Raw genomic sequence first — 21608 nt, 5'->3', positions numbered from 1 at the left:
ATATAAAATGTCTAGGCGAACGCCGTCATGGCTCCGCGTCAGGCCGATCAGGATGCGGCCAGCAGTCGTCTTTCGAGTTCGGTCAGGTTGAGCTCGACGGTCACGGCGCCGATCTTCTTCTTCGACGCGTCGAGAAGGGTGAAGCTCACCTGGTTGCGCCAGATCTTCGCTTCGTCATCCCATTCCGGGGCGTCTACGAACATGGCGTCATCTGCAACGTCGAAGGTCTTCTGGAACTTGTCTTCGTCACCCTGCCAGAAGTCGCTGGTGACAGAGCTCTGTCCGACGTTCAGGCCGTTCTGGTCCATTACGAAGATCTCGGCGTAGAGACCGAGCGACTTGCCCTGGATGCGGGCGAGGTAAACCGAGAGCGGGCTGGACAGTGTCGCTGCGATCAGCGGCTTGTCGGCGGCTTCGCGCTCGGCCTTCCATTGATTGTCGAGCTCATCGATCTTTTCCTGTGACAGGTCGGTGAGACGCTTGTTCTGGGCGTCGACCGAAACCCGCACGATTTCAGCGTCGATGAACGCGCGCATCTCCTCGATGAGAGCCGGCGATACGAGCTTGTTGACATCCGGCTGTGGCGGTTCGGCCTGTGCCGGAAGAATGGATACCGCAAAGAGCGCAGAGGCCAGGGGCAAACGGAAACGATGCATGAGTGATCTCCTTGAATGCCCTAATTCTAGGCATCATTATTAAACGTAACGTTAATATAAGAAATCGCTCCTCTAAAATTGCATTTAAATCCAATAATTTAGTTCAAAGGAGAACAGTGGGACGCAGCTGCACAATCACGCCGCGGTTGCCGCTACAAGAGGCGCAGTGTCTTCATGACCGGCTTAAGCAAATGAAATCACATCGCTAATCTTCAATGTATCGCGAGCGGCGGAAGCCGTCTTGTTCAAGTTGATGTGACTAAAAAACGTTATGGTTGCATACTTTTATTCGGCCGAATTCCGGATCGGTCGATCTGCAACCCGTCGCACGGGATAGTGGTGTTGATTGGGGTGGCCCAAAATGAAAACGGCCGCCCAAGGGCGACCGTCTAAAAAGTTCTGGGAGTTGGCTCTAGGCCCAACCCTGCAATTCGCGTCGCACCACGTTCTCGATCACGCGCATGCCATCCTCGCTGTCGTTCAAACATGGGATATGGGTGAACTTTTCGCCGCCATTGTGGAGGAAGTCTTCCCCGGCTTCCCCGGCGATTTCTTCCAGCGTCTCGAGGCAGTCGGAAACGAAGCCCGGATTCATGATCGCGATGCGCTTCACGCCCTCTTTGGCCAGTTTCTCCACAGTCTTGTCCGTATAGGGCTGCAGCCATTCTTCCGGCCCGAAACGGGACTGGAAGGTGACCATCAGCTTTTCCTTCTCCCAGCCCAGATGCTCGCGCAGCAGGCGCGTCGTCTTGTAGCACTGGCAGTGATAGGGGTCGCCCTTCATGAAGTAAGACTTGGGGATGCCGTGGTAAGAGGTGATCACCAGTTCCGGCTCCCAGTCGAGCGTGGCCAGGTGGTTGTTGATCGAATTGGCCAGCGCCTCGATGTAGACGGGATCGTCGGCATATTGCGGCACGGTGCGCAGTGCCGGCTGCCAGCGCATCTTGAGCAAGGCCTTGAAGGCCTCATCATTCACCGTGGCCGTGGTGGCGGCCGCATATTGCGGATAGAGCGGATAGACCAGAATGCGTTCGCATCCGGCCTTCTGCATCTCGTTCATCTTCGCCTGGATCGCCGGCTGGCCGTAACGCATGGCCCAGTCGACATGCACGTTTGGCAGGTCCTTGAGGGCCACGGCGAGTTTTTCGGCCTGGCTGCGGGTATAGGTGCGCAGATAGCTTTCATCGAGATCCTTGTTCCAGATCTCCTCATAGGCCTTGCCGACCTTCTGCGGGCGCTTGTTCAAGACGATGCCGTAAAGGATCGGATACCAGAACCACCGTGACCACTCGATGACGCGCTTGTCCGTCAGGAACTCCTCGAGATACCGGCGCATGGACTTGTAGTCCGTGCCATCAGGTGTGCCGAGGTTGACGAGCAGCACGCCGACCTTGCCGAAATTCACGGGCGGATGGTCGGAGGGCCAATGGGCGGGAAGTGCATTCATCTTGATATCCTGGTGATGAGAACTCGACCGTTACGTCATGAAGGCGTGTTGGGATCATCTGATAAAAGCAAAAGCCGGCCCGGGGAAGCCCGGACCGGCTGTTGGTGTGCGTCACAAGGTCTTACTGTGCCGGAAGCTGCAATTCGCGGCCAATGGCGATCACGTTCGGATTGCGCAGCGCATTCGCTTCGGCAATCTTCACCCACATCGTGCCGTCGCCATAGGTGGCTTCGGCGATCTTCCAGAGGCTGTCGCCTGCAACCACCTTGTAGATGGTCTCTGCGACCGCTGCAGCCGTCTCCGTGGCGGTTGCCGCCGGCGCTTCGGGCGCTGTGGTCTCAGGCGCCGTGGCTGCGGCAGCTGGCGCTTCGGTGGTTGCCGGTGCGGCCGGCGCATCGGCAGTGGTGGCCGCCGGCTCAGCTGCGGCCGGTTCCGCTGCTGCGGAGATCACAGTGATACGGCCGTCCGTGTAAGGCTTGTAGGGGCTGTTCTTGGCGATGTAGTCGGCGACCACGGTTTCAAGGCCAGGACCGAAGTCATAGGCATTCTGGCCACCGCTTGCGAAGACGCTGTAGCCGTCACCGCCGGAGCGCATGTAGTTGTTGGTGGCGACACCGTAGACCTTGTTCGGGTCGATGGCGACGAAGCCGTCACCTTCCTTCACCTCGACGGAGGTGATGCGGCTGCCGGCCGGCTTGTTGAGATCGGCCGTGTACTTGAGACCCGAGACCTGCGGGAAACGACCGGCGCCTTCTTCCACCTGGCCCACGCCGTTTTCAAGGGCGGCCACGATGTCGGAGCCCTTGAGCTGGAACGAGGCTAGCGTGTTCTGGAACGGCAGGACCGTCAGGACTTCGCCCATGGTGACCGTACCGGCATCGATCGAGGCGCGCAGGCCGCCGCCGTTCTGAATGGCGATGGTGATGCCCTGGTCGCTCAGGCGGTCGACCATGGCGTCAGCGACGAGATTGCCCATGGTGCATTCGGTGGCGCGGCAGACTTCACGCGAGCCATCGATGGCTTCTGCGGTTTCGCCGATTTCCTTCTGCTTCAGTTCCTCGATCGGACCTGCCAGCTCGGACACCTTGGCAACGAAGCCCTCGTCCGGGGTGACGGACGCGTCGAGCAGCTTTGGCTCGCCGGTGGCACTCTTCACGACGCCGGAATCATCGAAGACAACCGTGAGATCGCCGAGATACTTGGAATAGGCATAGGCCTGCACGATCGGCACATCGGTGCCGGCCGGGTTCTTCACCATGGTCGGGTAGGGGCCGGCAGCCTTCTCGTCGGTGTTGGAAAGCAGCGTGTGGCTATGGCCACCGACGATCACGTCGATGCCATCAACGGCTGCTGCGATTTCCTTGTCCTTGGCGTAGCCGACATGGGAGAGCAGCACGATCTTGTCGATGCCCTCGGCTTCGATTTCCTTCACCGCTTCCTTCAGATAGCCGATCTCGTCGGCGAAGAGGATGCTGTCACCAGGGGAGGAGGTTTCGTCGGTATCGGTGGCGAGGACAGAGACAACCGCCACCTTCTCGTCACCGAATTCCTTGACGATATAGGGCTTGAACTTGTCCGCCACCGGCGAATCCAGACCCGCCAGCGTGTTGCCGGAGATCATCGGAAACTGGAGGGCGTCGATGAACTTGGCCAGCTCTTCCGGGCCGTCGTCGAATTCGTGATTGCCGATCGCCATGGCGTCGAAGCCGATGGCGTTCATGAAGTCGGCGATCGGAGCGCTCTTGTAGGTCGTGTAGAAGAGCGAACCCTGGAACTGGTCTCCGGCGTCGAGCGTCAGAACGTTCTTGCCTTCAAGTTCCGCGCGACGGCTGTCGATGGCGGACTTCACGCGGGCGATGCCGCCGAAGCACTCATTGGCTGCCGCATCTTCTGCCGAGCAGGTAGAGTCGGATTTGCTGATCGCCTCGATGCGCGAATGCAGGTCGTTGATATGGAGGATGTTGAGTTCGAAATCGGCCAGGGCGGTCCCAGCCGTGAGGGCCAGCACCGAGGCGCTGAACAAGCCAATCTTCAAATGTCTGAACATCTTATGTCTCCTGTTGCAATCCATCGCCAGCACTCTGGCACGGATTGATGACAGCCGCGCGCCAGAATTCGGATGGCGGATGTTTTCATCTCGATTGGGGCAGGGCAAGCAAAAATCGCTTGATGTCCGCATGTTAGCGACGCTCAAAACGACAGAAGCGGCCGCTGGGGCCGCTTCCTTGAACTTCATCCGAAGCCGTTTCGTCAGACGTTGCTGCGGGCGAGCGAGAACTGGGCGCCGCTGTCGGAGGTGCAGTTGAGCTGCGTCGGCGTGACGAGCGCGCAGTTGACCTTCTGGCGGGTGTTGCGGACGAGCGACGTCATGTTGATCTCGACGAGCCGGTCGTTGACCAGCATATAGGTGCCGGATGCGAGGATCTGGTTGGTGTCGGTCGTGCGCGTGGTGAACGTGCCGCCCTGGAATGTGGACTGGATGCCGTTCGGGTCGACCCAGGCGCCCTCGATCGACGGGCCCTGCTGGACCGCCGGCAACTGACGGGGCGGGCTGGAATAGCAGGACGAAAGGGCGAGGCTCGCTGCGGCGACGGCGACCAGGGACTTGGTTTTCATTCTTGTCTCCCACCAACTCGGCGGTTTGGCTCAGCCGTCCGCCTTCTGCAATGTCATCGAACCATGCCGCGAAGCCTCGGTCAAAGCAAGGAGATAGCCTTGCTTCCTCAGGGTTTTCCCGGCTTGCTCTGCATGGAAAGAGGCCCGCCGCGAGCGACGGACCTCAACTTCGTGCCTTAACCGTTCAGCGGACCAGGATGTTCCGGAACTGCCACGGATCCTTTTCGTCCAGGTCTTCCGGGAAGAGGCCCGGGCGGCCGTCGAGCGGGGTCCAGTCGGTGTAATGGCCTTCGACCGGGCCGAGATAGGGCGACTGCACTTCGAGGCAGCGCTTGTAATCCATCTCGTCGGCTTCGACGATGCCGGCCTTCGGGTTCTCGAGTGCCCAGACCATGCCGGCCAGCACGGCCGAGGTCACCTGCAGGCCAGTGGCGTTCTGGTAAGGGGCAATCTCGCGCGTCTCTTCCAGCGAGAGGCGCGAGCCGTACCAGTAGGCGTTCTTCTCGTGGCCGTAGAGCAGCACGCCGAGTTCATCGACGCCGTCCACCAGTTCGTCTTCGTTCAGAACGTGCAGCACCGGCTGCGGCGTGCCGCCATTGCCGAACATCTCGTGCAGGGAGAGAACCGCGTCATTGGCCGGATGGTAGGCATAGTGGCAGGTCGGGCGATAGACGACCTCGCCGTCCTTCTCGACGGTGAAGTAGTCGGCAATCGAGATCGACTCGTTGTGGGTGACGAGGAAGCCATATTGCGGGCCCGGCGTCGGGCACCAGGTGCGAACGCGGGTGTTGGCGCCCGGCTGCTCCAGATAGATCGCCGCCTTGCAGCCCTTCTTGTGCTTCTTGGCGTTCTTCGGCATCCAGTTTTCGTGCGTGCCCCAGCCGAGTTCGGCCGGCTGCAGACCTTCCGAGATGAAGCCTTCGACCGACCAGGTGTTCCAGAAGACGTTGAGCGGCTTCGGGTTCTTGGTGCGCTGGGTGTCGCGCTCGGCGATATGCACGCCCTTGACGCCGACCTTCTTCATCAGCTTGGCCCAGCCTTCGCGGTCATTCTGGTCCGGCTCGTCGAACTTGATGCCGAGTTCGTTGGCGATGTTGACGAGACCCTGCTTGACGAACCAGGAGACCATGCCCGGGTTTGCGCCGCAGGTGGAGATGGCCGTCGTGCCGCCTGGATTCTTCGCCTTTTCCTGGCGCACGGTTTCGCGCAGCGCATAGTTGGTGCGCTCGGAGTTCTTCATGTTCTTGTCGAAGTAGAAGCCGAGCCACGGCTCGACGACGGTATCGATATAGAGCACGTCGAGCTTGCGGCAGAGCTTCATCAGGTCGAGCGAGCCGGTGTCGACCGAAAGGTTGACGCAGAAGCCCTGGCCTTCGCCTTCGGTCAGAAGCGGCTTCAGGAGCTTCTTGTAGTTGTCCTTGGTGACATGCGCCTGGATGTGCTTGATGCCGTGCTTGGCGAGCAGGTCCGCTTCATCGTTGCGGGGATCGATGACGACCATCCGGCTCTTGTCGAACTTGAAGTGGCGTTCGATCAGCGGCAGGGTGCCGCGGCCGATCGATCCGAAGCCGATCATCACGATCGGGCCGGTGATCTCGCCATAAACCGGGTAGGTCTTTTCGCTCATTCTTGTCTCCTTGGAGGCGCGGGTCTCTTGCCCGGGCCGTGTTTCCGGCCAGTGTGCTGTGGCCAGAGCGATACTGGCGGTTCTAGATCACAAAACTCTGACACAATAAAGGTGGGGGAGCAGGGGCAGAGGGTGGCTAATCATGATTTTCCGACGCTGCATCTTGCCGCAGCCGTGCGACGAGGCGGCTGCGCTGGCGATCAAGCCCCTTGTAGCGGAGTTGAGGCTCGGTCAGCCCCTCCAATTGCTCGGCAAGTGCCAGAGCAAGATGTCTACCCTCCGGATGCCTTTTGAAGAGGGTTACCGCGTCGAGATAGATGCGGATGGTGAAGACGATCGCGCCGGTTTCCGGCAGCTTGCTCAGGGTCTGGCGCTCGACCCGTATCACAGCCGCGTCCGGTTCGGCCGCGTCGTTTCGGCCCGTTTCGGGGTGAAAGAGCTTTTCTTGCCAGTTGATCGACCAGTTGAAGCGTTCGGCAGGGTGGCCGGGCGCGAGATTGTCGAAGATCCGGTTGATCATCGCGGCATTGCGCGTGCCGGCTTCAAATCCCGGGACATGTTCATGGACTTCTTCCATGGGCCGGTCGAACTTCTCCGCGAGGGACCATGAGGAGGGAAAGGAGAGATGGGCGGCGGCGATATGCCAGCCCGTCTCTCGCCGCATCATGATCACGAGGTCATCCTGCACGAGCATTCCGGCGCGGAGCAGCGGCGGCAGGCCCGGATCGGTCGGGATCGCGTCATCAAGAAGCTGCGGATGGCAGGCCTTCAAATGCGCGACAAGCGCTGCAAGACATTCCTCCTGGGCGGGAAGGCTGTCCTCGGTCGCGCGGAAGACGTCGGTCAGGCGGGTGGCCGCCAGCGCTCCCTTTTCTCCAAGGTAGCGATCGAATTCTGCGTCCGGTTCGATCCAGCGGGTAGGATCGAGAGCGGTCAGGCCGATAGTGAAGGGCCGGGTCGGGCCGGCATAGGGGGTGTGGGTGAAACCAGAACGAGCGAGCTTCAAATCGGTCACGCCGAGCGCTCGATCTCTTTGCGTGCGCAACTGGCCAAGAAGGCTGAACGCGTGAGACCTCGCTGTTTTGCCGCATGGTCGATCGCAGCCAGTGTCCCGGCCTCCATCGTGATGTTGGCTCTGACGGTGCGCGTGTCATCTTCTATGAAAGGCACGCGGATCAGAAACGCGCCGGTCGCCAACTCCGCGCGGACTTCTGGCCTTTCGACTATCTCCTGGTACGAGTCAGGTGCGGGAAGTTCTCCATCCTCGGCCCAGAGCCTCAGAGCTTCGATGGCATTGCTGACAATATCTTCGTCGCTGTCCGCCGCAGAAAACACGGAGGGCAAGTCGGGGAAGCTGACCCCATAGGCGCTTCCGGGGTCCTTATGAACCAGTGCCACGTAGTATCGCATATGCCCAATTCTCTTGCTCATCAGATCCACCCAGCCTGCTTAGCGATGGCCCGAGCGGTGCCAAGCGGAAGATCCTTCTTCGGGTGTGGCACGATGACCGTCTTGCCATCTTTCCGAAACTTGTGATGCGAGCCGGATACTGACACCAACTCATATCCCTCGACCTTGAGGCGCTGGATAATCTTCCGTGAATCCTTCTCCATACCGGTGCCCGTGCGCCAATATATGCGCATCATACCTCGGTTTCAACGAGTCGGATATGGCTATTCTTTCAACGCATCGAGTCCAGCTGCAGTGCGGGTCACGGCGACTTCCGTCACCTCGTAGAGAGCCACGCCCTCGATCGTGAAAGGATCGGCCGCGACATAGGCCTCGACCTCGGCCCGCTCTCCCCTGGCGAGGATCACACCGCCGGTGCGCGGGTTCTTGCGGCCCGACGCCAGGAACATGCCGCGGTCATAGCCTTCATTCACCCAGTCCATATGCGGCTGCATCAGGCGATCGGCTTCTTCCGTCGGCTTCACATAGGTGAGGGAGAGGATGAACATGGGCTGTCCTATTCGATCAGTTCGGCGCGGATCAGCCCGCGCAGGGAGTTGCCGACGAAGAGCTTGCGGTGGCGCAGGTCATCGAGTTTCAGGACCTCGCCGCGTGCCTTGCGTTCGCGGATCAGTTCGGCGCGCAAGACGCCCGGCAGGAGGCCGCTGGTGAGCGGTGGCGTGAGCAGCATGCCATCGGCGGCTTCGGCGAAAATATTGGTGATCGTGCCCTCGCAGACCTCGTCCCGCTCGTTGAGCAGGATCACTTCGTCGGCCTCTTCCTTCGAGAATTCGGCGCGGGCTGCCTCATAGGGTTCGCGACGTGTCGTCTTGTGGCGGAAGAGGCTGTCTTCGGATTGCAGTTTCGTCTTTGCGACCTTGAGCCGCCAGACGGTTTCCTCCGGCACAGGCTCAAAGGGGCTGGCTGTCACGTCCATCTTGCCGCGGTATGTCATGACGAGGCGGACGCGCAGCGGCACGTCGCCCGAGACTTCCTTCTGCAGCTTTCCCTTCGCGTCCTGCGGCTGGCGAAAGCCGAGCGCATCGGCGGATCGGGAAAGGCGGCGCAAATGCTGGTCGAGCCGCAGAAAACCTGCGTCCGGCTGCCACCGCAAGGTCTCGATCAGCGAGAAATCCATTCGTCACCCACGGCAAAGCGCGCCTTCAGCAGGCATTCCTCGTATTCGGCCTCGGCCTTCGAATCGAAGACGATGCCGCCGCCGACATTGAAGACGGCGCGCCCGCCGTTGAAAAGGGAGATGGTTCGAATTGCCACCGAAAATCGCATCGGGCCGGCGGGATCGCACCAGCCGATCGCGCCACAATAGACATCGCGTGGCCCGGCCTCCAGTTCATGCAGGATGCGCATCGCCCACATCTTTGGCGCACCGGTCACGGATCCGCAGGGGAAGAGGGCGGCCATGATCTCAGGCAGGCCAATTTCGGGCAGGAGCCTGGCCCGCACATAGCTCACCATCTGGTGTACGGTCGGATAGGACTCGATGGCGAAGAGCTTCGGCACCGAAAGCGTGCCGACCTCCGATATGACGGAGACGTCGTTGCGCAGAAGGTCAACGATCATGCGGTTTTCGGCCTGGGTTTTCTCGTCACCCAGCATCGCCTCGATGATCGCTTCGTCCTCTTCCGGTGACGCGCCACGCGGTGCGGTGCCCTTCATCGGACGGGTCTCAATCCAGCCCTCTTCATCGACGGAAAAGAAGAGTTCGGGCGAGCGCGACAGGATAACAGGGCCGGTGCCGTAGTCGATCAGGGCGCCATAATGCACGGGCTGGCGGCCGACGAGCGACCAGAAGGCAGCGCGCGGATCGCCCTCCCATTTTGCCTTGATGGGCATGGTGAGATTGGCCTGATAGCAATCGCCCTTGCGCAGATGGTGATGCAGTCGGTCGAAACGATTGCGATAGGTATCAAAGTTCCAGGCGGCGCGGGGATCGCTGAGCAGCGGCGCATTTGGAATGTTGGACGGTGCTTGCGCCAGCAGGTGATCGTCCGCTGCCGGAGCGGAGAAAACACCCATAGCGATGAGCGGTGTCTCGCGCCCAACCTCGATCAACGGCCGAAGCTTCGGCTCGAAAACGAAACCGGCTTCATAGGACAGATAGCCGGCCAGCCACTTGCCGGCCTTCCGGTGCGCTTCCAGCTGCGCAAGCGCGGGCTCCACCTCGTCTGCCGTCCGGGCGACGACGAGCGTCTCCGGTTCGGCAAAGACGAGGCTTGTCCCCGCGCGGTCGTCGCGGAAGAGCGCATAGGGCGCGTGGTCACGCATGGACTGTCGGCTGCTCCGGTTCAGGCTGCCTTATCTAGCGCTTCCAGCTCATCGATCAGCCCCTCGATCATCGACAGACCCTTGGCCCAGAACGACGGATCCGTGGCATCGAGGCCGAACGGAGCGAGAAGCTCCGAATGGTGCTTGGTACCGCCGGCCTTCAAGAGCTCGAAATACTTGTCCTGGAAGCCCTGATCGGCGTTCTGGTAGACGGCATAGAGCGAGTTCACCAGGCAGTCGCCGAAGGCATAGGCATAGACATAGAAGGGCGAGTGGATGAAGTGGGGGATATAGGCCCACCAGGTCTCGTAGCCCTCGGAGATCTTGATCGCCGGTCCGAGGCTCTCCGCCTGGACCGAGAGCCAGAGTTCGCCGATCTGCTCTGCTGTCAGTTCGCCTTCCTTGCGGGCGGTGTGGATCTTTCGCTCGAACTGGTAGAAGGCGATCTGGCGCACGACCGTGTTGATCATGTCTTCGACCTTCTGGGCAAGCATGGCCTTGCGTTCACGCTTGTCGGTCGTCTTGTCGAGCAGGGCGCGGAAGGTCAGCATTTCGCCGAAGACGGAGGCGGTTTCGGCGAGCGTCAGCGGGGTCTGGCACATCAGCGCGCCCTGGCCGCCGGCCAGCACCTGATGCACGCCATGGCCTAGTTCATGGGCGAGCGTCATGACATCGCGCGGCTTGCCGAGATAGTTGACCAAGACATAAGGGTGCGCCGAGGGAACGGTCGGATGGGCAAAGGCGCCGGGTGCCTTGCCGGGGCGGGCCGGGGCATCGATCCAGCCGCCGTCGAAGAAGCGGCCGGCGATCTCGGCCATTTCAGGCGCGAAGCGGCCATAGGCCGAGAGAACCATGTCCTTGGCTACGTCCCAGGAGATGAGCCGATCCGGTGTTTCGGCGAGCGGGGCATTGCGGTCCCAGAAATTCATCTGGTCCATGCCGAGCCACTTCGCCTTCATCTTGTAATAGCGGTGCGACAGGCGCGGATAGGCCTCGCGCACGGCTTCTGCCAGTGCGTCGACCACTTCGCGCTCCACACGGTTGGCGAGGTGACGACTGTCGGCGATGTCCTCGAAGCCACGCCAGCGGTCGGAGATGTCCTTGTCCTTGGCGAGCGTGTTGGTCACCAGCGTGAAGATGCGGATGTTTTCCTTGAAGGTCTTAGACAGGGCTTCGGCGGCGAGCTTGCGCTTGGCCGGATCAGCATCCTGCAGAAGTGTCAGCGTCGGCTCGAGCGGCATCTCGTCCTCGCCGACCTTGAAGCGGAGGGCTGCCAGCGTCTCGTCGAAGAGCCGGTTGAAGGCAGCGGCGCCCGTCTGCGACTTTTCCAGGAAAAGCTGCTCGATCCGGTCATCAAGCTGAAAGGGCTTGTCCTTGCGAAGGTCGACGATCCAGGGGCGGAAATGTCCGAGCGCCGGATCGCGGTCCATGGCGGCGTCGACGGCATCGTCGGGCAGGCGGTTAAGTTCGAGAGGGAAGAAGAGGAGGCGGGCGGACATGTCCGTCAGCTTTGCCTGGATATCACCGAAGAACTTGCCGTTCGCCGGATTGGTCATGTCGGAGTAGTAGGTGAGGCCGGCAAAGGACGCGATCCGGCCGAGCAGGTCTTCCAGCGCGTCCATTTCGCGCAGCGCCTCGGCAAGCGAGCCGTCGCCAACTGTCTCCAGGGCGGCCGCCAGTTTACCCTTCCACTTGGTCTCGAAGGCCAAGGCATCGGTGCCGGCTTTTTCGACAGCTGCGAGGAATTCCGGCGAGGTCTGTCCGGGGTAAAGGTCTTCGAGCTTCCAGACGGGCAATTCACCGAGGTTCTGATCCCGGCTCGCGGATGCCTCGGTGGCGGGGCTGGAAGCGGGGCGACGGTCGATCCTCATGGTGATGTCCTTTCTCTCTTTTGTCCGGGAGATGTAGTCAGTCGGCAGCGGATCGGCAAGCTGCAGCCTGTGTCAGAGCGGGGCGAGCCACCATGCTGCGGTTCGGCGGGCACGTCTGTGGATTGTGCCAGAAACGGTTAAGGACCGTTAAAATGCTAGGCTTTCTCCCAAGAACATCTTCAGGCCTTTCTGGCAGTGTCGCCGCGATAACCCAGGAGCGCGAAGGCGCCGAAACAGCCCCGGGGAGCGCAAGTTGACCGCACAGATTCTACTCATCGATGAAGATGCCGCCGAGCGCCGCAGCATGAAGGCTGCAATCGAAGCGCACGGTCATGCCGTTCACGTCGCCGATACGGCGCATGCAGGTCTTGATGCCTTTCGCCGTCACCGCGATGCCATCAGCGTCGTGCTGGTCGACGCGGCATCCGGTGAAGGGCTCGATCCCAGCATCATTCCCATGCTGACGGAGATCAATCCGGCCGTGCCCGTCATTGTCGGCATTGCCGAAGGCGCAACGGAGACGGCGGTCAACGCCATGCGTGCCGGGGCGTTCGATTTTCTCGTCAAGCCGATCGCGCAGGAGCGGTTGATCGGCGCGATCGAGTCTGCCCTGAAGATCCACCGCACCAGTTTGCAGGGCCGTACGCCGCGTCGTGCCCGCAGTGGTTCGGTCAGTTTCTCCGACGTGACGGCTGCCAGTGCTGCCATGTCGCGCGTCGTCGAGCTCGGTCGCCGGGCGGCGCAGTCGACCATTCCGGTGATGCTGGAAGGGGAGGCGGGCGTTGGCAAGGAGCTCATCGCGCGGGCCATTCACGTCGCCAGCGATCGCTCGTCCCGGCCCTTTGTCGGCGTGAACTGCAACGCGATTTCTCCGGCCCAGATCGAGGAGGTCTTGTTCGGCAGCGAAGGGCTGACCGGCAAGCTGTCGGAGGCCGAAGGCGGAACGCTTTTCATCGAAGAAATCAGTGAGTTGCCGCCCGCCGGGCAGATGCGGCTTCTCGAGCTTGTTCAGTCTGGCGAGGTGCATCTTGCCGGGCTGCAGCGTCCGCTGAAGGCCAATGTCCGCTTGATCCTCGCGACCAACAAGGATCTGATCGAAGAGGTCAAGTCCGGGCGGTTCCGCGAAGATCTCTATTATCGTTTGAACGTCTTCCCGATCACCATCGCGTCGCTGCGCCGTCGAAAGGAAGACATCCCGCATCTGATCCGCGCATTCGTCGAGCGCTTCTCGCTCGAGCAGCGCCTGCCGCGAAGCCTGCATGTCGAGCCCTCGGCACTTGCTTTGCTCACATCCTTCGATTGGCCGGGCAACACCCGTCAGCTGGAAAACGCCATCTTCCGTGCCGTCGTCCTGGCGGAAGGGACAAGCCTCCGCGAGGCCGATTTCCCGCAGATCGCCGCGCAGATGAGCGGCCACCGCGGCGCATCCAGTGCCGATTCTCAGGCTGCCGTGCAGGAGCAGAGCCCGATTGCCAGGGTGCAGGCCAGCCTTGCCGAGCGTGCTGCGGCCTTTGCCGGGGGGCAATCTGCTCCATCCACAGGTTTCGGCTCGACCCAATCGGCCAATGTCATCGTCAGCACCGACGAAGCCGGCAATGTGCGCAAGCTCGCCGAGATTGAGGAGGAGCTGATCCGCTTCGCGCTGAAGTTCTATCGCGGCCAGATGAGCCAGGTGGCGCGCAAGCTCGGCATTGGTCGCTCGACGCTCTATCGCAAGCTCAAGGACTACGGAATCGATCCCGACGACCCGCAGAAGGACGCTGCTTGATCTGTCTCAACCGTCCGGTGTTAACTCTGGGGTAAGCTTAATCGCCTACCAAGAGCTAAGCATTTGTTAGGCAAGCGTTCACTATAAAGGGACAGCTTGTGCGGATGTGGCAAATTTGCCATGGTATGACCGCATTTGACGTTCATTCGAGTTGGCGTGGGACGTAGTCTTTCGGACGGGGATTGCATTGCAGGCATCGCAGGACATCAGCGCGCTCCATACGCAAATCGGGCGCAAAACCCGGCTTGCGTCTGCGCAGTTGGCAGCGAAGCTGCTCTTTTCTCTCTTCGCCGTTGTGCTGATGGGGCTGGGAGGTCTGCTGGCCAATCCCGGCGCGGCGCATGCCGAAAGCCGCACGCTCAACATCGAATTCGTCCATACGGGCGAACGGGCCTCGATCACCTTCAAGCGCAATGGCCGCTATGACCCCAAGGGTCTGAAACAGCTCAACTACATTCTGCGCGACTGGCGCCGCAACGAGCCGACGAAGATGGACCCGCGCCTCTTCGACCTCGTCTGGGAAGTCTATCGCCAGTCCCGCGCCAAGGGCTATATCAAGGTCGTTTCCGCCTATCGTTCTCCTGCCACCAACGCCATGCTGCGGTCGCGCTCCAAGGGTGTCGCCAAGGAAAGCCAGCACATGCGCGGCACGGCGATGGACTTCTATATCCCAGGTGTGCCGCTCAAGACCTTGCGCGAAATCGGCGTGAAGATGCAGGCCGGCGGTGTCGGCTATTATCCCAATTCCGGTTCGCCTTTCGTGCATATGGACGTGGCGGGTGTGCGCGCCTGGCCGCGCATGAACCGCCAGGATCTCGTTCGTCTCTTCCCGGATGGCAAGACCGTTCATATCCCGTCGGATGGCAAGCCGCTGCCGGGCTATCAGCAGGCGCTCGCCGAATACAAGCGCCGCGTGGCTTCCGGAAATACGGTTATGATCGCCGAGGAGAAGTCCTCGTCGCGTCCGCGCAACTTCCTCGCCATGCTATTCGGCGGCGGTGATGAAGACGAGGTCGAGGATATTCCGGAGCCCGCAGAACGTCCGGCCGTCGCTCAGCCGCAGCCGGCTCCCGCCGCACCGCGCCAGCAACCCGTTGGCGCTGCACAAGAGCCGGTCATGGTTGCCAATGCGCTGCCGGGTGTCGATGCCGCCGATGCGCCTGTCCCTCAGGCTCGCCCGTCGCTTCGTCCGGCTGACAACAGCCTCGCCGTTGCTCTCTACCAGCCGCCACGCAATGCGGCGGAAGACGCGCTGCAGCAGGTGGCAAGTGGTGTGCCGGTTCCAGCCAACGCGCCAGCCGATGAATTTGCCGATCTTGCCTCGCTAAACGTGCCCGTGCCGACGCTCCTTAACGCGCGTCCCGGTGCTGGACCGACGGAAGGCGTGATGACGGCGTCGATCGATCCGAATTCTGAAGCGATGCTGCTTGCCGAAGGCATGGCCGTTCCGGTTCCTGCGGCTCGTCCGCAGGTCGCCGAAGCGCTGCTCGCGTCCGCCCAGGCAGAAGCCGAGGCCGAAGTCGACGAGGTCGAGCAGGCGATCCTGTCGCCGGAAGCGGCAGCCGCGCTCGAAGACAGCACCATGCCGGAAATGGCAGCACCGATCCCGTCGAGTGCGCCGGCTCAGGCCGAACTCCGCGCAACACCCGAACCTGCTCCTATCGAGAAGCCGGTCGAGGTTGCCTCCATCCCGCAGGAGACGCCTGCGGTCGAGAGCACCACGCAGTTCGGCGACATGTTCGACGCGCCGTCCGATCCGGTTGCGAATGCCGATGCGGCTCTGCCCAAGAAGGGTGGCCGTCCGGGGCAGGAAGATGCCGAGCGTGCGCATATGGCCATGTATGGCGGTACGAAGCTCACCAAGAACATGATCGAGCAGTGGGCGCTGAACCAGGGCAAGTTCGAATCCGTCGCCAAGCCGGTCAAGGCACCGCGCGTCGTATCGCGCTCGCTGGTCGCGCCGGCCACCGCCGTGCCGGATGGCTTCCGCCTCGATGCCACGACGGTCGATCCGAGCCGCTTCGGCGCTCCCTGATCTCAGACCTTCGCGATTGCAGACAAAAAGAAACCCGCCGGATCGGCGGGTTTTTTGTTGGCCAGAAGTGTGTGCCTCAGCCTTCCGGCGGGCTCTCGATCATGCCGAGCGCGTGCAGATAGGTGTCGAGGATCAGGTCCTCTTCCATGCGCTCCTGGTCGTCCTTCTTGCGAAGCGCGATGACCTTCTTGAGGATCTTGGTGTCGAAGCCCATGGCCTTGGCTTCGCCGTAGACGTCCTTGATGTCGTCGGCGATGGTCTTCTTTTCTTCTTCCAGGCGCTCGATGCGTTCGACAAAAGCGCGGAGCTGGTCGCGGGCGACGCCGTGGGCGGCATCAGACATGGGCAATCTCCTTCATTGCGGGGATGGCATTCTCGGGATGGATTTTCGTGGCGACCACGTGCCGCGAAGCGGCCTCCGCGTCAAGCCCCAAAGCTTGAGATGCGCGTCATTCCTTCGGGCGGTTCTCTTCGAAGGCCTGCTGCTGGTCGGCACTCGCCTCCCGCTGGTGCAGTGCCTTCCACTCGTCATAGGGCATGCCATAGACGATCTCGCGGCTTTCGTCCTTGGTGAGGTCGAGCCCGTTTTCCTTGGCGGCGTCCAGATACCAGTTGGACAGGCAGTTGCGGCAGAAGCCGGCCAGGTTCATCAGGTCGATGTTCTGCACATCGGTGCGGTTGCGCAGGTGGGATACCAGCCGGCGGAAGGCGGCGGCTTCGAGTTCGGTCTGCTGGTCCTTGCTCGGGAGCGTCATGGTTCTCTCCTTCAGGGCATAATGGGGTCGCCAGGGTAGGGCCCTGTGCGCGAGGCATGGAGCTCATATTCGTGCAGCTTCGGGTCGGCATTGAGGCGCTCGAAGATCGGTGCCAGGCGGTCCGCCCAGGCCGCGACGCCGGCTTCATCGGCAATCAGGTCCTGGCGGACTTCCAGAAGCGCGTGTGGAATGCCAGCCATCATGCAATGGCGGTACATGGTGTCGCCCTTGAGCGCTCCGTCATAGGGTTCGTTGTCGCCGACGAGGATGTCACCCGGGGCCTCAAGGCCTTCAATTAGGGGGCGAACGGCGCGCGCATCGGTGTCCCAGAGGACTGCCGCGTGCCAGGGGCGGGGCACGCCCTTCCAGGCCGGCGTGTAGGAATGCAGCGAAAGCACCAGTGGCGCTTTGCCTGAGGCTTCGGCGACCTTGGCGATCACCTCGGACACTGCCCGGTGGTAAGGGCGGTGATAGGTCTCGATGCGATGCTGCCATTCCTCCGGTGTAATCGGATGATTGCCGGGTATGATCGCGCCGTCGGAGATGCGCATGATGATGGTCGGGTCGTCCTCGCCGCGATTCGGATCGATCAGCAAGCGGGAGAAGCGCGACATGACGGCGGGAACGCCGAGCCGCGCGGCCAGCAGGCGCGTCAGCGGTTCGATGCCGATGTCATAGGCGATGTGCCGACCGAAGGCACTGTCGGGCAGGCCGAGCCTTCCATAGCGTTCCGGCACGATATTCGTGGCGTGGTCGGCAAGGATCACGAGCCCGGCGTCGAAACGGCCGTCCAAAATCTCGAAAACAGGGGAAACATTCATCAGTTTGAAGCCATCAGCTGCTACAAGCGCTTGATCGCATGGGGAATGGGGGAGCGCAAGCTTTCATGGCTGTCACGTTTGTGCCAAGATCGGACATATAGGTTTTGAGACTGGCCAAAGACAGAAAATATAATCGATTAGAGTTGCGTTGACATTCTCTGGTCAGCATCGCAAGAAGGCATCCCATGCGCATTTTTGGAGTTCCGGCGGCAATCGTGCATCACCTGATCAGACAGACTTTCGACCGTGCGAAGGCACGTTATCTGAAGCCCCTCCTGATCGCGGGTGCGCTGTTTTCGCCCATGCTGGCAGCCTCTGCCGCCCATGCCGAGTTCCGTGTCTGCAACGGCACTCAGAACCTCGTCGGCGTCGCCGTCGGCTACCGGGCAGAAGAAGGCTGGATCACGGAGGGCTGGTGGCAGGTTCCTGCCGGCACCTGCGCCACCCTGATCGAGGGCGAACTCCAATCGCGTTACTATTATCTCTATGCTGAGGATGCCGCTCGCGGTGGTCGCTGGACCGGTGACATCAACATGTGTGTTGCCGAAAACGAGTTCAAGATCGTGGGCGTGAAGGACTGCTTCGCACGCGGCTATCAGCAGATGGGATTCAAGGAATACGACACCGGCAGGCAGGGGAGCTGGATGGTCCAGCTGTCCGATACGTCGGGCACCCAGGAAAGCCAGAACTGATGAAGCGAAACCGCAAAGTAAAGATCCTCGCCACGCTTGGTCCCGCCTCTTCCGAAGAGGCGATGATCCGGAAGCTTCACGAAGCCGGGGCCGATCTTTTCCGCATCAACATGAGCCATGCCAGCCATGACCTGATGCGCACGCTGGTTCAACGCATCCGCAATGTCGAAGCTGCCTGTGGCCGCCCGATCGGCATCCTCGCCGACCTCCAGGGCCCGAAGCTCCGCGTTGGCAAATTCGCCAACACCACGGTAGAGCTGCAGCCGGGTCAGACCTTCACGCTCGACAACAGCCAGGAGCCGGGCGACGCGACGCGCGTTCACCTCCCGCATCCGGAAATTCTGGAATCGGTAAAGCCGGGCGACCGTCTTCTGATCGACGACGGCAAGCTGCATCTGAAGGCCGTCAAATGCGACGGCAAGAGCATCGTTACCGAAGTTGTCTCGGGCACGAAGATCTCCGACCGCAAGGGCGTCAGCCTACCCGACACCATTCTCGCAACCGGCGTGTTGACCGACAAGGACCGCGCCGACCTCGATGCCGTGCTCGCCGTCAACGATGTCGACTGGGTTGCGCTTTCCTTCATCCAGCGCCCGGAAGATCTGGCGGAAGTCCGCAAGATCGCCAAGGGCCGCGTTGGCCTGATGTCCAAGATCGAGAAGCCGCAGGCCATCGAGCGCATTGACGAGATCATCGAACTCTCCGACGCACTTATGGTCGCTCGTGGTGACCTCGGTGTCGAAATGCCGCTCGAGCGCGTTCCGGGCATCCAGAAGCAGCTGATCCGCGCCTGCCGCCGAGAAGGCAAGCCGGTCGTTGTCGCGACCCAGATGCTGGAATCGATGATCACGGCGCCGGTGCCGACCCGTGCAGAGGTCTCCGACGTCGCGACCGCCGTCTTCGAAGGCGCCGACGCCATCATGCTCTCGGCAGAATCGGCTTCCGGCCAGTATCCGGTCGAAGCGGTTGCGACCATGGCTTCGATCGCCGAAACCGTTGAGCGCGAGCCGCATTACCCCGGCATCATCTACGCCCAGCGCGCGCAGCCGGAAGCGACCGGTGCGGACGCCATTTCGCTTGCTGCCCGCCAGATCGCTGAGACGCTGCGCCTGCAGGCGATCGTCTGCTACACCTCTTCGGGCAATACAGGTCTGCGCGCCTCGCGCGAGCGTCCGGAAGTGCCGATCATCGCGCTGTCGCCGGTCATCCAGACCGCGCGTCGCCTCTCCGTCGTCTGGGGCCTGCACTGTGTTGTCTCGTCGGAACCGACCGATCTCGACGATATGGTCAACCGCGCCTGCCGCATCGTGGTCGAAGAAGGCTTCGGCAAGCCCGGCGACCGCATCATCATGTCGGCCGGTGTTCCGCTCGGCACGCCAGGTTCGACCAATATGCTGCGCATCGCCTATATCGGTTCGGACGGCCAGACGGGGATCTGATCCCAGCGCCTTGCAAATGAAAAAGCCGCCCTCGGGCGGCTTTTTTTGATGGCTTTACTGACCAGCTTGTAGCGACGGGGCCGAGCCTCCCGGATCGACGCTGGTTGCGGCAAGACGCGGCTCGACAGCCCGCGCCATGGATTGGAGATCGCGCTCCTTGCCCGCGATCTTCTCCAAGGCGGCGATGACGATGTCGGTCACGATGTAATCCGGCTTGTGGCCGAGGCCCTTGATCCAGACGAGTTCGGAGCCTTCGATATCGCGGGCGAGGCCCTTGGAGTGGATTTCCTCCAGCACGATCGTGTCCGCGTCACCGGTGATCACCACCGTCGGCTTGGCGATTTCGCGGTAACGCGGCGCGAAATCGGTCACATAGGCGTGGAGGCCTGCGACGTCCTTCGCGTTTGACCGGAAGGCGGAGGGACGCAGGACAAGCTGAGGACCTGTTTTCTCCACATAATCGACCGGACGCGTATTGGGAGCAAAGACATGCTCGGTCGCGGCGTCGATCCGCATCATCCCGGCATGCAGCGCCAGGGTATGACAGAAGATCGGGCCGATCACCGGCGCGGAGGCGAGGTGATAATACCAGTCCACGCCGCCGGGCCAGGGATGGGTGGCGGCCGAGAGGAAGACGAGGCCTTCGACCTTGTCGGGATGCAGCACGCCGAAGCTTGCGGTGATCGCGCCGCCGAAGGAGTGGCCGACGATGATGGCGCGATCGATCCCCTTCTTCTCCATCAGGCGCGCGATGGCATTGGCCTGGCCGTCCGGCATGTCGTTTTCCGGCCCGCCGCGCTCGGAATATCCGTGCCCGGGCCGATCGACGAAGAGGAGCTCGGCACGACCGCGCAGAGGCTCCAGGAAGGCGCCCGTCTGGTCCTGAAGGTTCCCGGAGGCGCCATGGATGAAAACGATCGGCGGCAGGTCCGCGTTCCGGCCTGCAGGCACGTGGAGCGCATTCAGGCTGTAGCCGCCGACATCGGTGCGCTCACCAATGTTTGGGGTCCGCGCCTCGATGCCCCGGGCCCGGATTTCGGTGGCAATGGCGAGCGCCACGAGCACGGCGACGAGAAGGAGGAGAATGACGAGCAAGAGAAGACCGATGCGAGAGAGGATGAGCAAGAGCTGAGCTTTCGGCGAGGCGATACAGGCAACAAGATCGTGCTGCCGCGCCATTCGTCAAGGGAACTGCGTGCTGCTTTACGTCCGCTGGCCGGCCAGTTCTTCCGAAAGCTTGGCGACGATCTCCTGGGCCTCGCGGTCGGCGGGGAAGACCTCGAGATATCGTTCCCAGGCCTTCAGGGCTGCGTCCTTGCTGCCGCGCTCGGTGAGGATGCCGGCGAGGCCGGCAATCGCTCCGAAATGGCGGGGTTCGAGATCGAGCACCTTTTCGATGTCGGACACCGATTTCTGATAGTTGCCCATGGTGAAGTGCAGCGTGGCGCGCTGGTTCCAGGCGCCGACGAAGTCCGGCTTCAGGATGATCGCCTGATCGATGAAGTCGAGGGCGGCGGCATTGCGCTTCTCGGCGGCCGCCTTTGCCGACCACTGCATCAGGAGATTGATCGTCGGGCTCGACGACTCGCTCCAGGTGGCCATGGCCGCATTCGCGATCTGCCGGGCGGCTTGCGGATTGCGTTCCCGTTTCAGCTCCGCCAAGAGGTCGTCGACCGTCTTCGGCTTCACCGGCGTATTCATGGGAATTCGCTCGACGGGCGTTTCAGTGGTGGCCGCGCCACCGCCCTCTTCAGGCGCCTGCGCGGCAACCGCGCCGGCGAAAAGCAGGGTGGACAGGATGGCGAGACTTGGGGCGAGTCGCAAAGAAAAACGGCGCATGCAGGGAAGGTAGTCCCTCAGCGCCGTCTTTCAAACTCAAATTTCCGATATCAACACGCCGCAATGGCGGCGGGCAGTCCGTCTGGCTCATGGGATCCGGAGATCCCGGGGCGTCAGCCCTGGCGAGCCTTGAAGCGCGGGTTCTGCTTGTTGATGATGTAGATGCGACCCTTGCGGCGAACCAGACGGTTGTCGCGATGACGGGCCTTCAGCGCTTTCAGCGAGTTCTTGATCTTCATTTTTCTGGTCCACAACGATTGTCGGGGAATGTGTCATTCACCCACTGTGTTCAAACAATCAAAAGCGC

Annotated in this window: 22 protein-coding genes; 4 read left to right on the top strand and 18 right to left on the bottom strand. The window is 61.8% G+C overall.

The annotated features are described in order from the left end of the window. Nucleotides 1-47: 47 nt before the first annotated feature. The 12 genes from M1E12_RS13225 to M1E12_RS13170 form a co-directional block, all read right to left on the bottom strand. Nucleotides 48-656, bottom strand: a complete 609-nt coding sequence (locus M1E12_RS13225; protein ID WP_479562104.1) for a hypothetical protein — start codon at nucleotides 654-656, stop codon at nucleotides 48-50. A 412-nt stretch (nucleotides 657-1068) separates the two neighbouring features. Continuing rightward, nucleotides 1069-2103 (bottom strand): ferrochelatase, encoded by a 1035-nt coding sequence (hemH, locus tag M1E12_RS13220; RefSeq protein ID WP_136538148.1) that lies wholly within the window; start codon nucleotides 2101-2103, stop codon nucleotides 1069-1071. Between the two features lie 121 nt (nucleotides 2104-2224). Further along, nucleotides 2225-4150 carry a 5'-nucleotidase C-terminal domain-containing protein gene (locus M1E12_RS13215; protein ID WP_479562103.1) on the bottom strand — a complete coding sequence of 642 codons (1926 nt, stop codon included), beginning with the start codon at nucleotides 4148-4150 and terminating at the stop codon, nucleotides 2225-2227. Between the two features lie 203 nt (nucleotides 4151-4353). Next, a complete protein-coding gene (gene omp10 / locus M1E12_RS13210; RefSeq protein ID WP_136538150.1) occupies nucleotides 4354-4719 on the bottom strand; it encodes an outer membrane lipoprotein Omp10 in 366 nt (121 codons plus the stop codon). Between the two features lie 184 nt (nucleotides 4720-4903). Beyond that, a complete protein-coding gene (locus M1E12_RS13205) occupies nucleotides 4904-6346 on the bottom strand; it encodes a homospermidine synthase (RefSeq protein ID WP_479562102.1) in 1443 nt (480 codons plus the stop codon). 136 nt (nucleotides 6347-6482) lie between these two features. Beyond that, nucleotides 6483-7361, bottom strand: a complete 879-nt coding sequence (locus tag M1E12_RS13200; RefSeq protein ID WP_479562101.1) for a heme-dependent oxidative N-demethylase family protein — start codon at nucleotides 7359-7361, stop codon at nucleotides 6483-6485. After that, entirely contained in the window at nucleotides 7358-7756 is a 399-nt protein-coding gene (locus M1E12_RS13195; RefSeq protein WP_479564884.1) for a type II toxin-antitoxin system HicB family antitoxin, read from the bottom strand. Before M1E12_RS13195 ends, M1E12_RS13200 begins: the two co-directional genes overlap by 4 nt. A 20-nt stretch (nucleotides 7757-7776) precedes the next feature. Next, a complete protein-coding gene (locus tag M1E12_RS13190) occupies nucleotides 7777-7959 on the bottom strand; it encodes a type II toxin-antitoxin system HicA family toxin (protein ID WP_136538153.1) in 183 nt (60 codons plus the stop codon). A 60-nt stretch (nucleotides 7960-8019) separates the two neighbouring features. Beyond that, nucleotides 8020-8304 carry a YciI family protein gene (locus M1E12_RS13185; protein WP_479562100.1) on the bottom strand — a complete coding sequence of 95 codons (285 nt, stop codon included), beginning with the start codon at nucleotides 8302-8304 and terminating at the stop codon, nucleotides 8020-8022. Between the two features lie 8 nt (nucleotides 8305-8312). Continuing rightward, complete coding sequence (locus M1E12_RS13180; RefSeq protein ID WP_479562099.1) at nucleotides 8313-8933, bottom strand: aminotransferase class IV family protein; 621 nt, start codon at nucleotides 8931-8933, stop codon at nucleotides 8313-8315. After that, complete coding sequence (locus M1E12_RS13175) at nucleotides 8918-10081, bottom strand: aminodeoxychorismate synthase component I (RefSeq protein WP_479562098.1); 1164 nt, start codon at nucleotides 10079-10081, stop codon at nucleotides 8918-8920. Before M1E12_RS13175 ends, M1E12_RS13180 begins: the two co-directional genes overlap by 16 nt. Before the next feature lie 20 nt (nucleotides 10082-10101). Then, nucleotides 10102-11952 carry a M3 family oligoendopeptidase gene (locus tag M1E12_RS13170; RefSeq protein ID WP_479562097.1) on the bottom strand — a complete coding sequence of 617 codons (1851 nt, stop codon included), beginning with the start codon at nucleotides 11950-11952 and terminating at the stop codon, nucleotides 10102-10104. A gap of 253 nt (nucleotides 11953-12205) precedes the next feature. On the opposite strand from M1E12_RS13170, the gene M1E12_RS13165 reads away from it, so the two are divergent. Both M1E12_RS13165 and M1E12_RS13160 read left to right on the top strand, forming a co-directional pair. Further along, the gene (locus tag M1E12_RS13165; RefSeq protein ID WP_479562096.1) at nucleotides 12206-13720 is read left to right on the top strand and encodes a sigma-54-dependent transcriptional regulator; all 1515 of its coding nucleotides are present in this window, start codon (nucleotides 12206-12208) and stop codon (nucleotides 13718-13720) included. A 187-nt stretch (nucleotides 13721-13907) separates the two neighbouring features. Continuing rightward, nucleotides 13908-15755, top strand: coding sequence for a peptidoglycan L,D-endopeptidase MepK (locus M1E12_RS13160; RefSeq protein ID WP_479562095.1), 1848 nt, complete (start codon nucleotides 13908-13910; stop codon nucleotides 15753-15755). Nucleotides 15756-15831: 76 nt separating this feature from the next. Here the strand turns inward: M1E12_RS13160 and M1E12_RS13155 are convergent, their stop codons facing one another. The 3 genes from M1E12_RS13155 to M1E12_RS13145 all read right to left on the bottom strand — a co-directional run bounded on the left by M1E12_RS13155 (nucleotide 15832) and on the right by M1E12_RS13145 (nucleotide 17331). Then, nucleotides 15832-16098 (bottom strand): DUF2312 domain-containing protein, encoded by a 267-nt coding sequence (locus tag M1E12_RS13155; protein ID WP_136538160.1) that lies wholly within the window; start codon nucleotides 16096-16098, stop codon nucleotides 15832-15834. A 106-nt stretch (nucleotides 16099-16204) separates the two neighbouring features. After that, nucleotides 16205-16510 carry a DUF1244 domain-containing protein gene (locus tag M1E12_RS13150; RefSeq protein WP_479562094.1) on the bottom strand — a complete coding sequence of 102 codons (306 nt, stop codon included), beginning with the start codon at nucleotides 16508-16510 and terminating at the stop codon, nucleotides 16205-16207. 11 nt (nucleotides 16511-16521) lie between these two features. Beyond that, the gene (locus M1E12_RS13145; protein ID WP_479562093.1) at nucleotides 16522-17331 is read right to left on the bottom strand and encodes an N-formylglutamate amidohydrolase; all 810 of its coding nucleotides are present in this window, start codon (nucleotides 17329-17331) and stop codon (nucleotides 16522-16524) included. A 263-nt stretch (nucleotides 17332-17594) separates the two neighbouring features. On the opposite strand from M1E12_RS13145, the gene M1E12_RS13140 reads away from it, so the two are divergent. Next, nucleotides 17595-18023, top strand: a complete 429-nt coding sequence (locus M1E12_RS13140; protein ID WP_479564883.1) for a DUF1036 domain-containing protein — start codon at nucleotides 17595-17597, stop codon at nucleotides 18021-18023. Further along, on the top strand, nucleotides 18023-19462 hold the full coding sequence (gene pyk / locus M1E12_RS13135) for a pyruvate kinase (RefSeq protein ID WP_113458521.1): 1440 nt from the start codon (nucleotides 18023-18025) through the stop codon (nucleotides 19460-19462). Before M1E12_RS13140 ends, pyk begins: the two co-directional genes overlap by 1 nt. Before the next feature lie 54 nt (nucleotides 19463-19516). Here the strand turns inward: pyk and M1E12_RS13130 are convergent, their stop codons facing one another. From M1E12_RS13130 to ykgO, 3 genes are all read right to left on the bottom strand, one after another. Further along, the gene (locus M1E12_RS13130) at nucleotides 19517-20557 is read right to left on the bottom strand and encodes an alpha/beta fold hydrolase (protein WP_479564882.1); all 1041 of its coding nucleotides are present in this window, start codon (nucleotides 20555-20557) and stop codon (nucleotides 19517-19519) included. Between the two features lie 108 nt (nucleotides 20558-20665). Beyond that, a complete protein-coding gene (locus tag M1E12_RS13125; RefSeq protein ID WP_479562092.1) occupies nucleotides 20666-21301 on the bottom strand; it encodes a tetratricopeptide repeat protein in 636 nt (211 codons plus the stop codon). A 113-nt stretch (nucleotides 21302-21414) separates the two neighbouring features. Beyond that, nucleotides 21415-21540, bottom strand: coding sequence for a type B 50S ribosomal protein L36 (ykgO, locus tag M1E12_RS13120; RefSeq protein ID WP_006726873.1), 126 nt, complete (start codon nucleotides 21538-21540; stop codon nucleotides 21415-21417). Between the last annotated feature and the right edge of the window lie 68 nt (nucleotides 21541-21608).

It is taken from the genome of Rhizobium sp. K33 (assembly GCF_056501445.1).
This window is presented reverse-complemented; position numbering and strand designations above follow the sequence as displayed.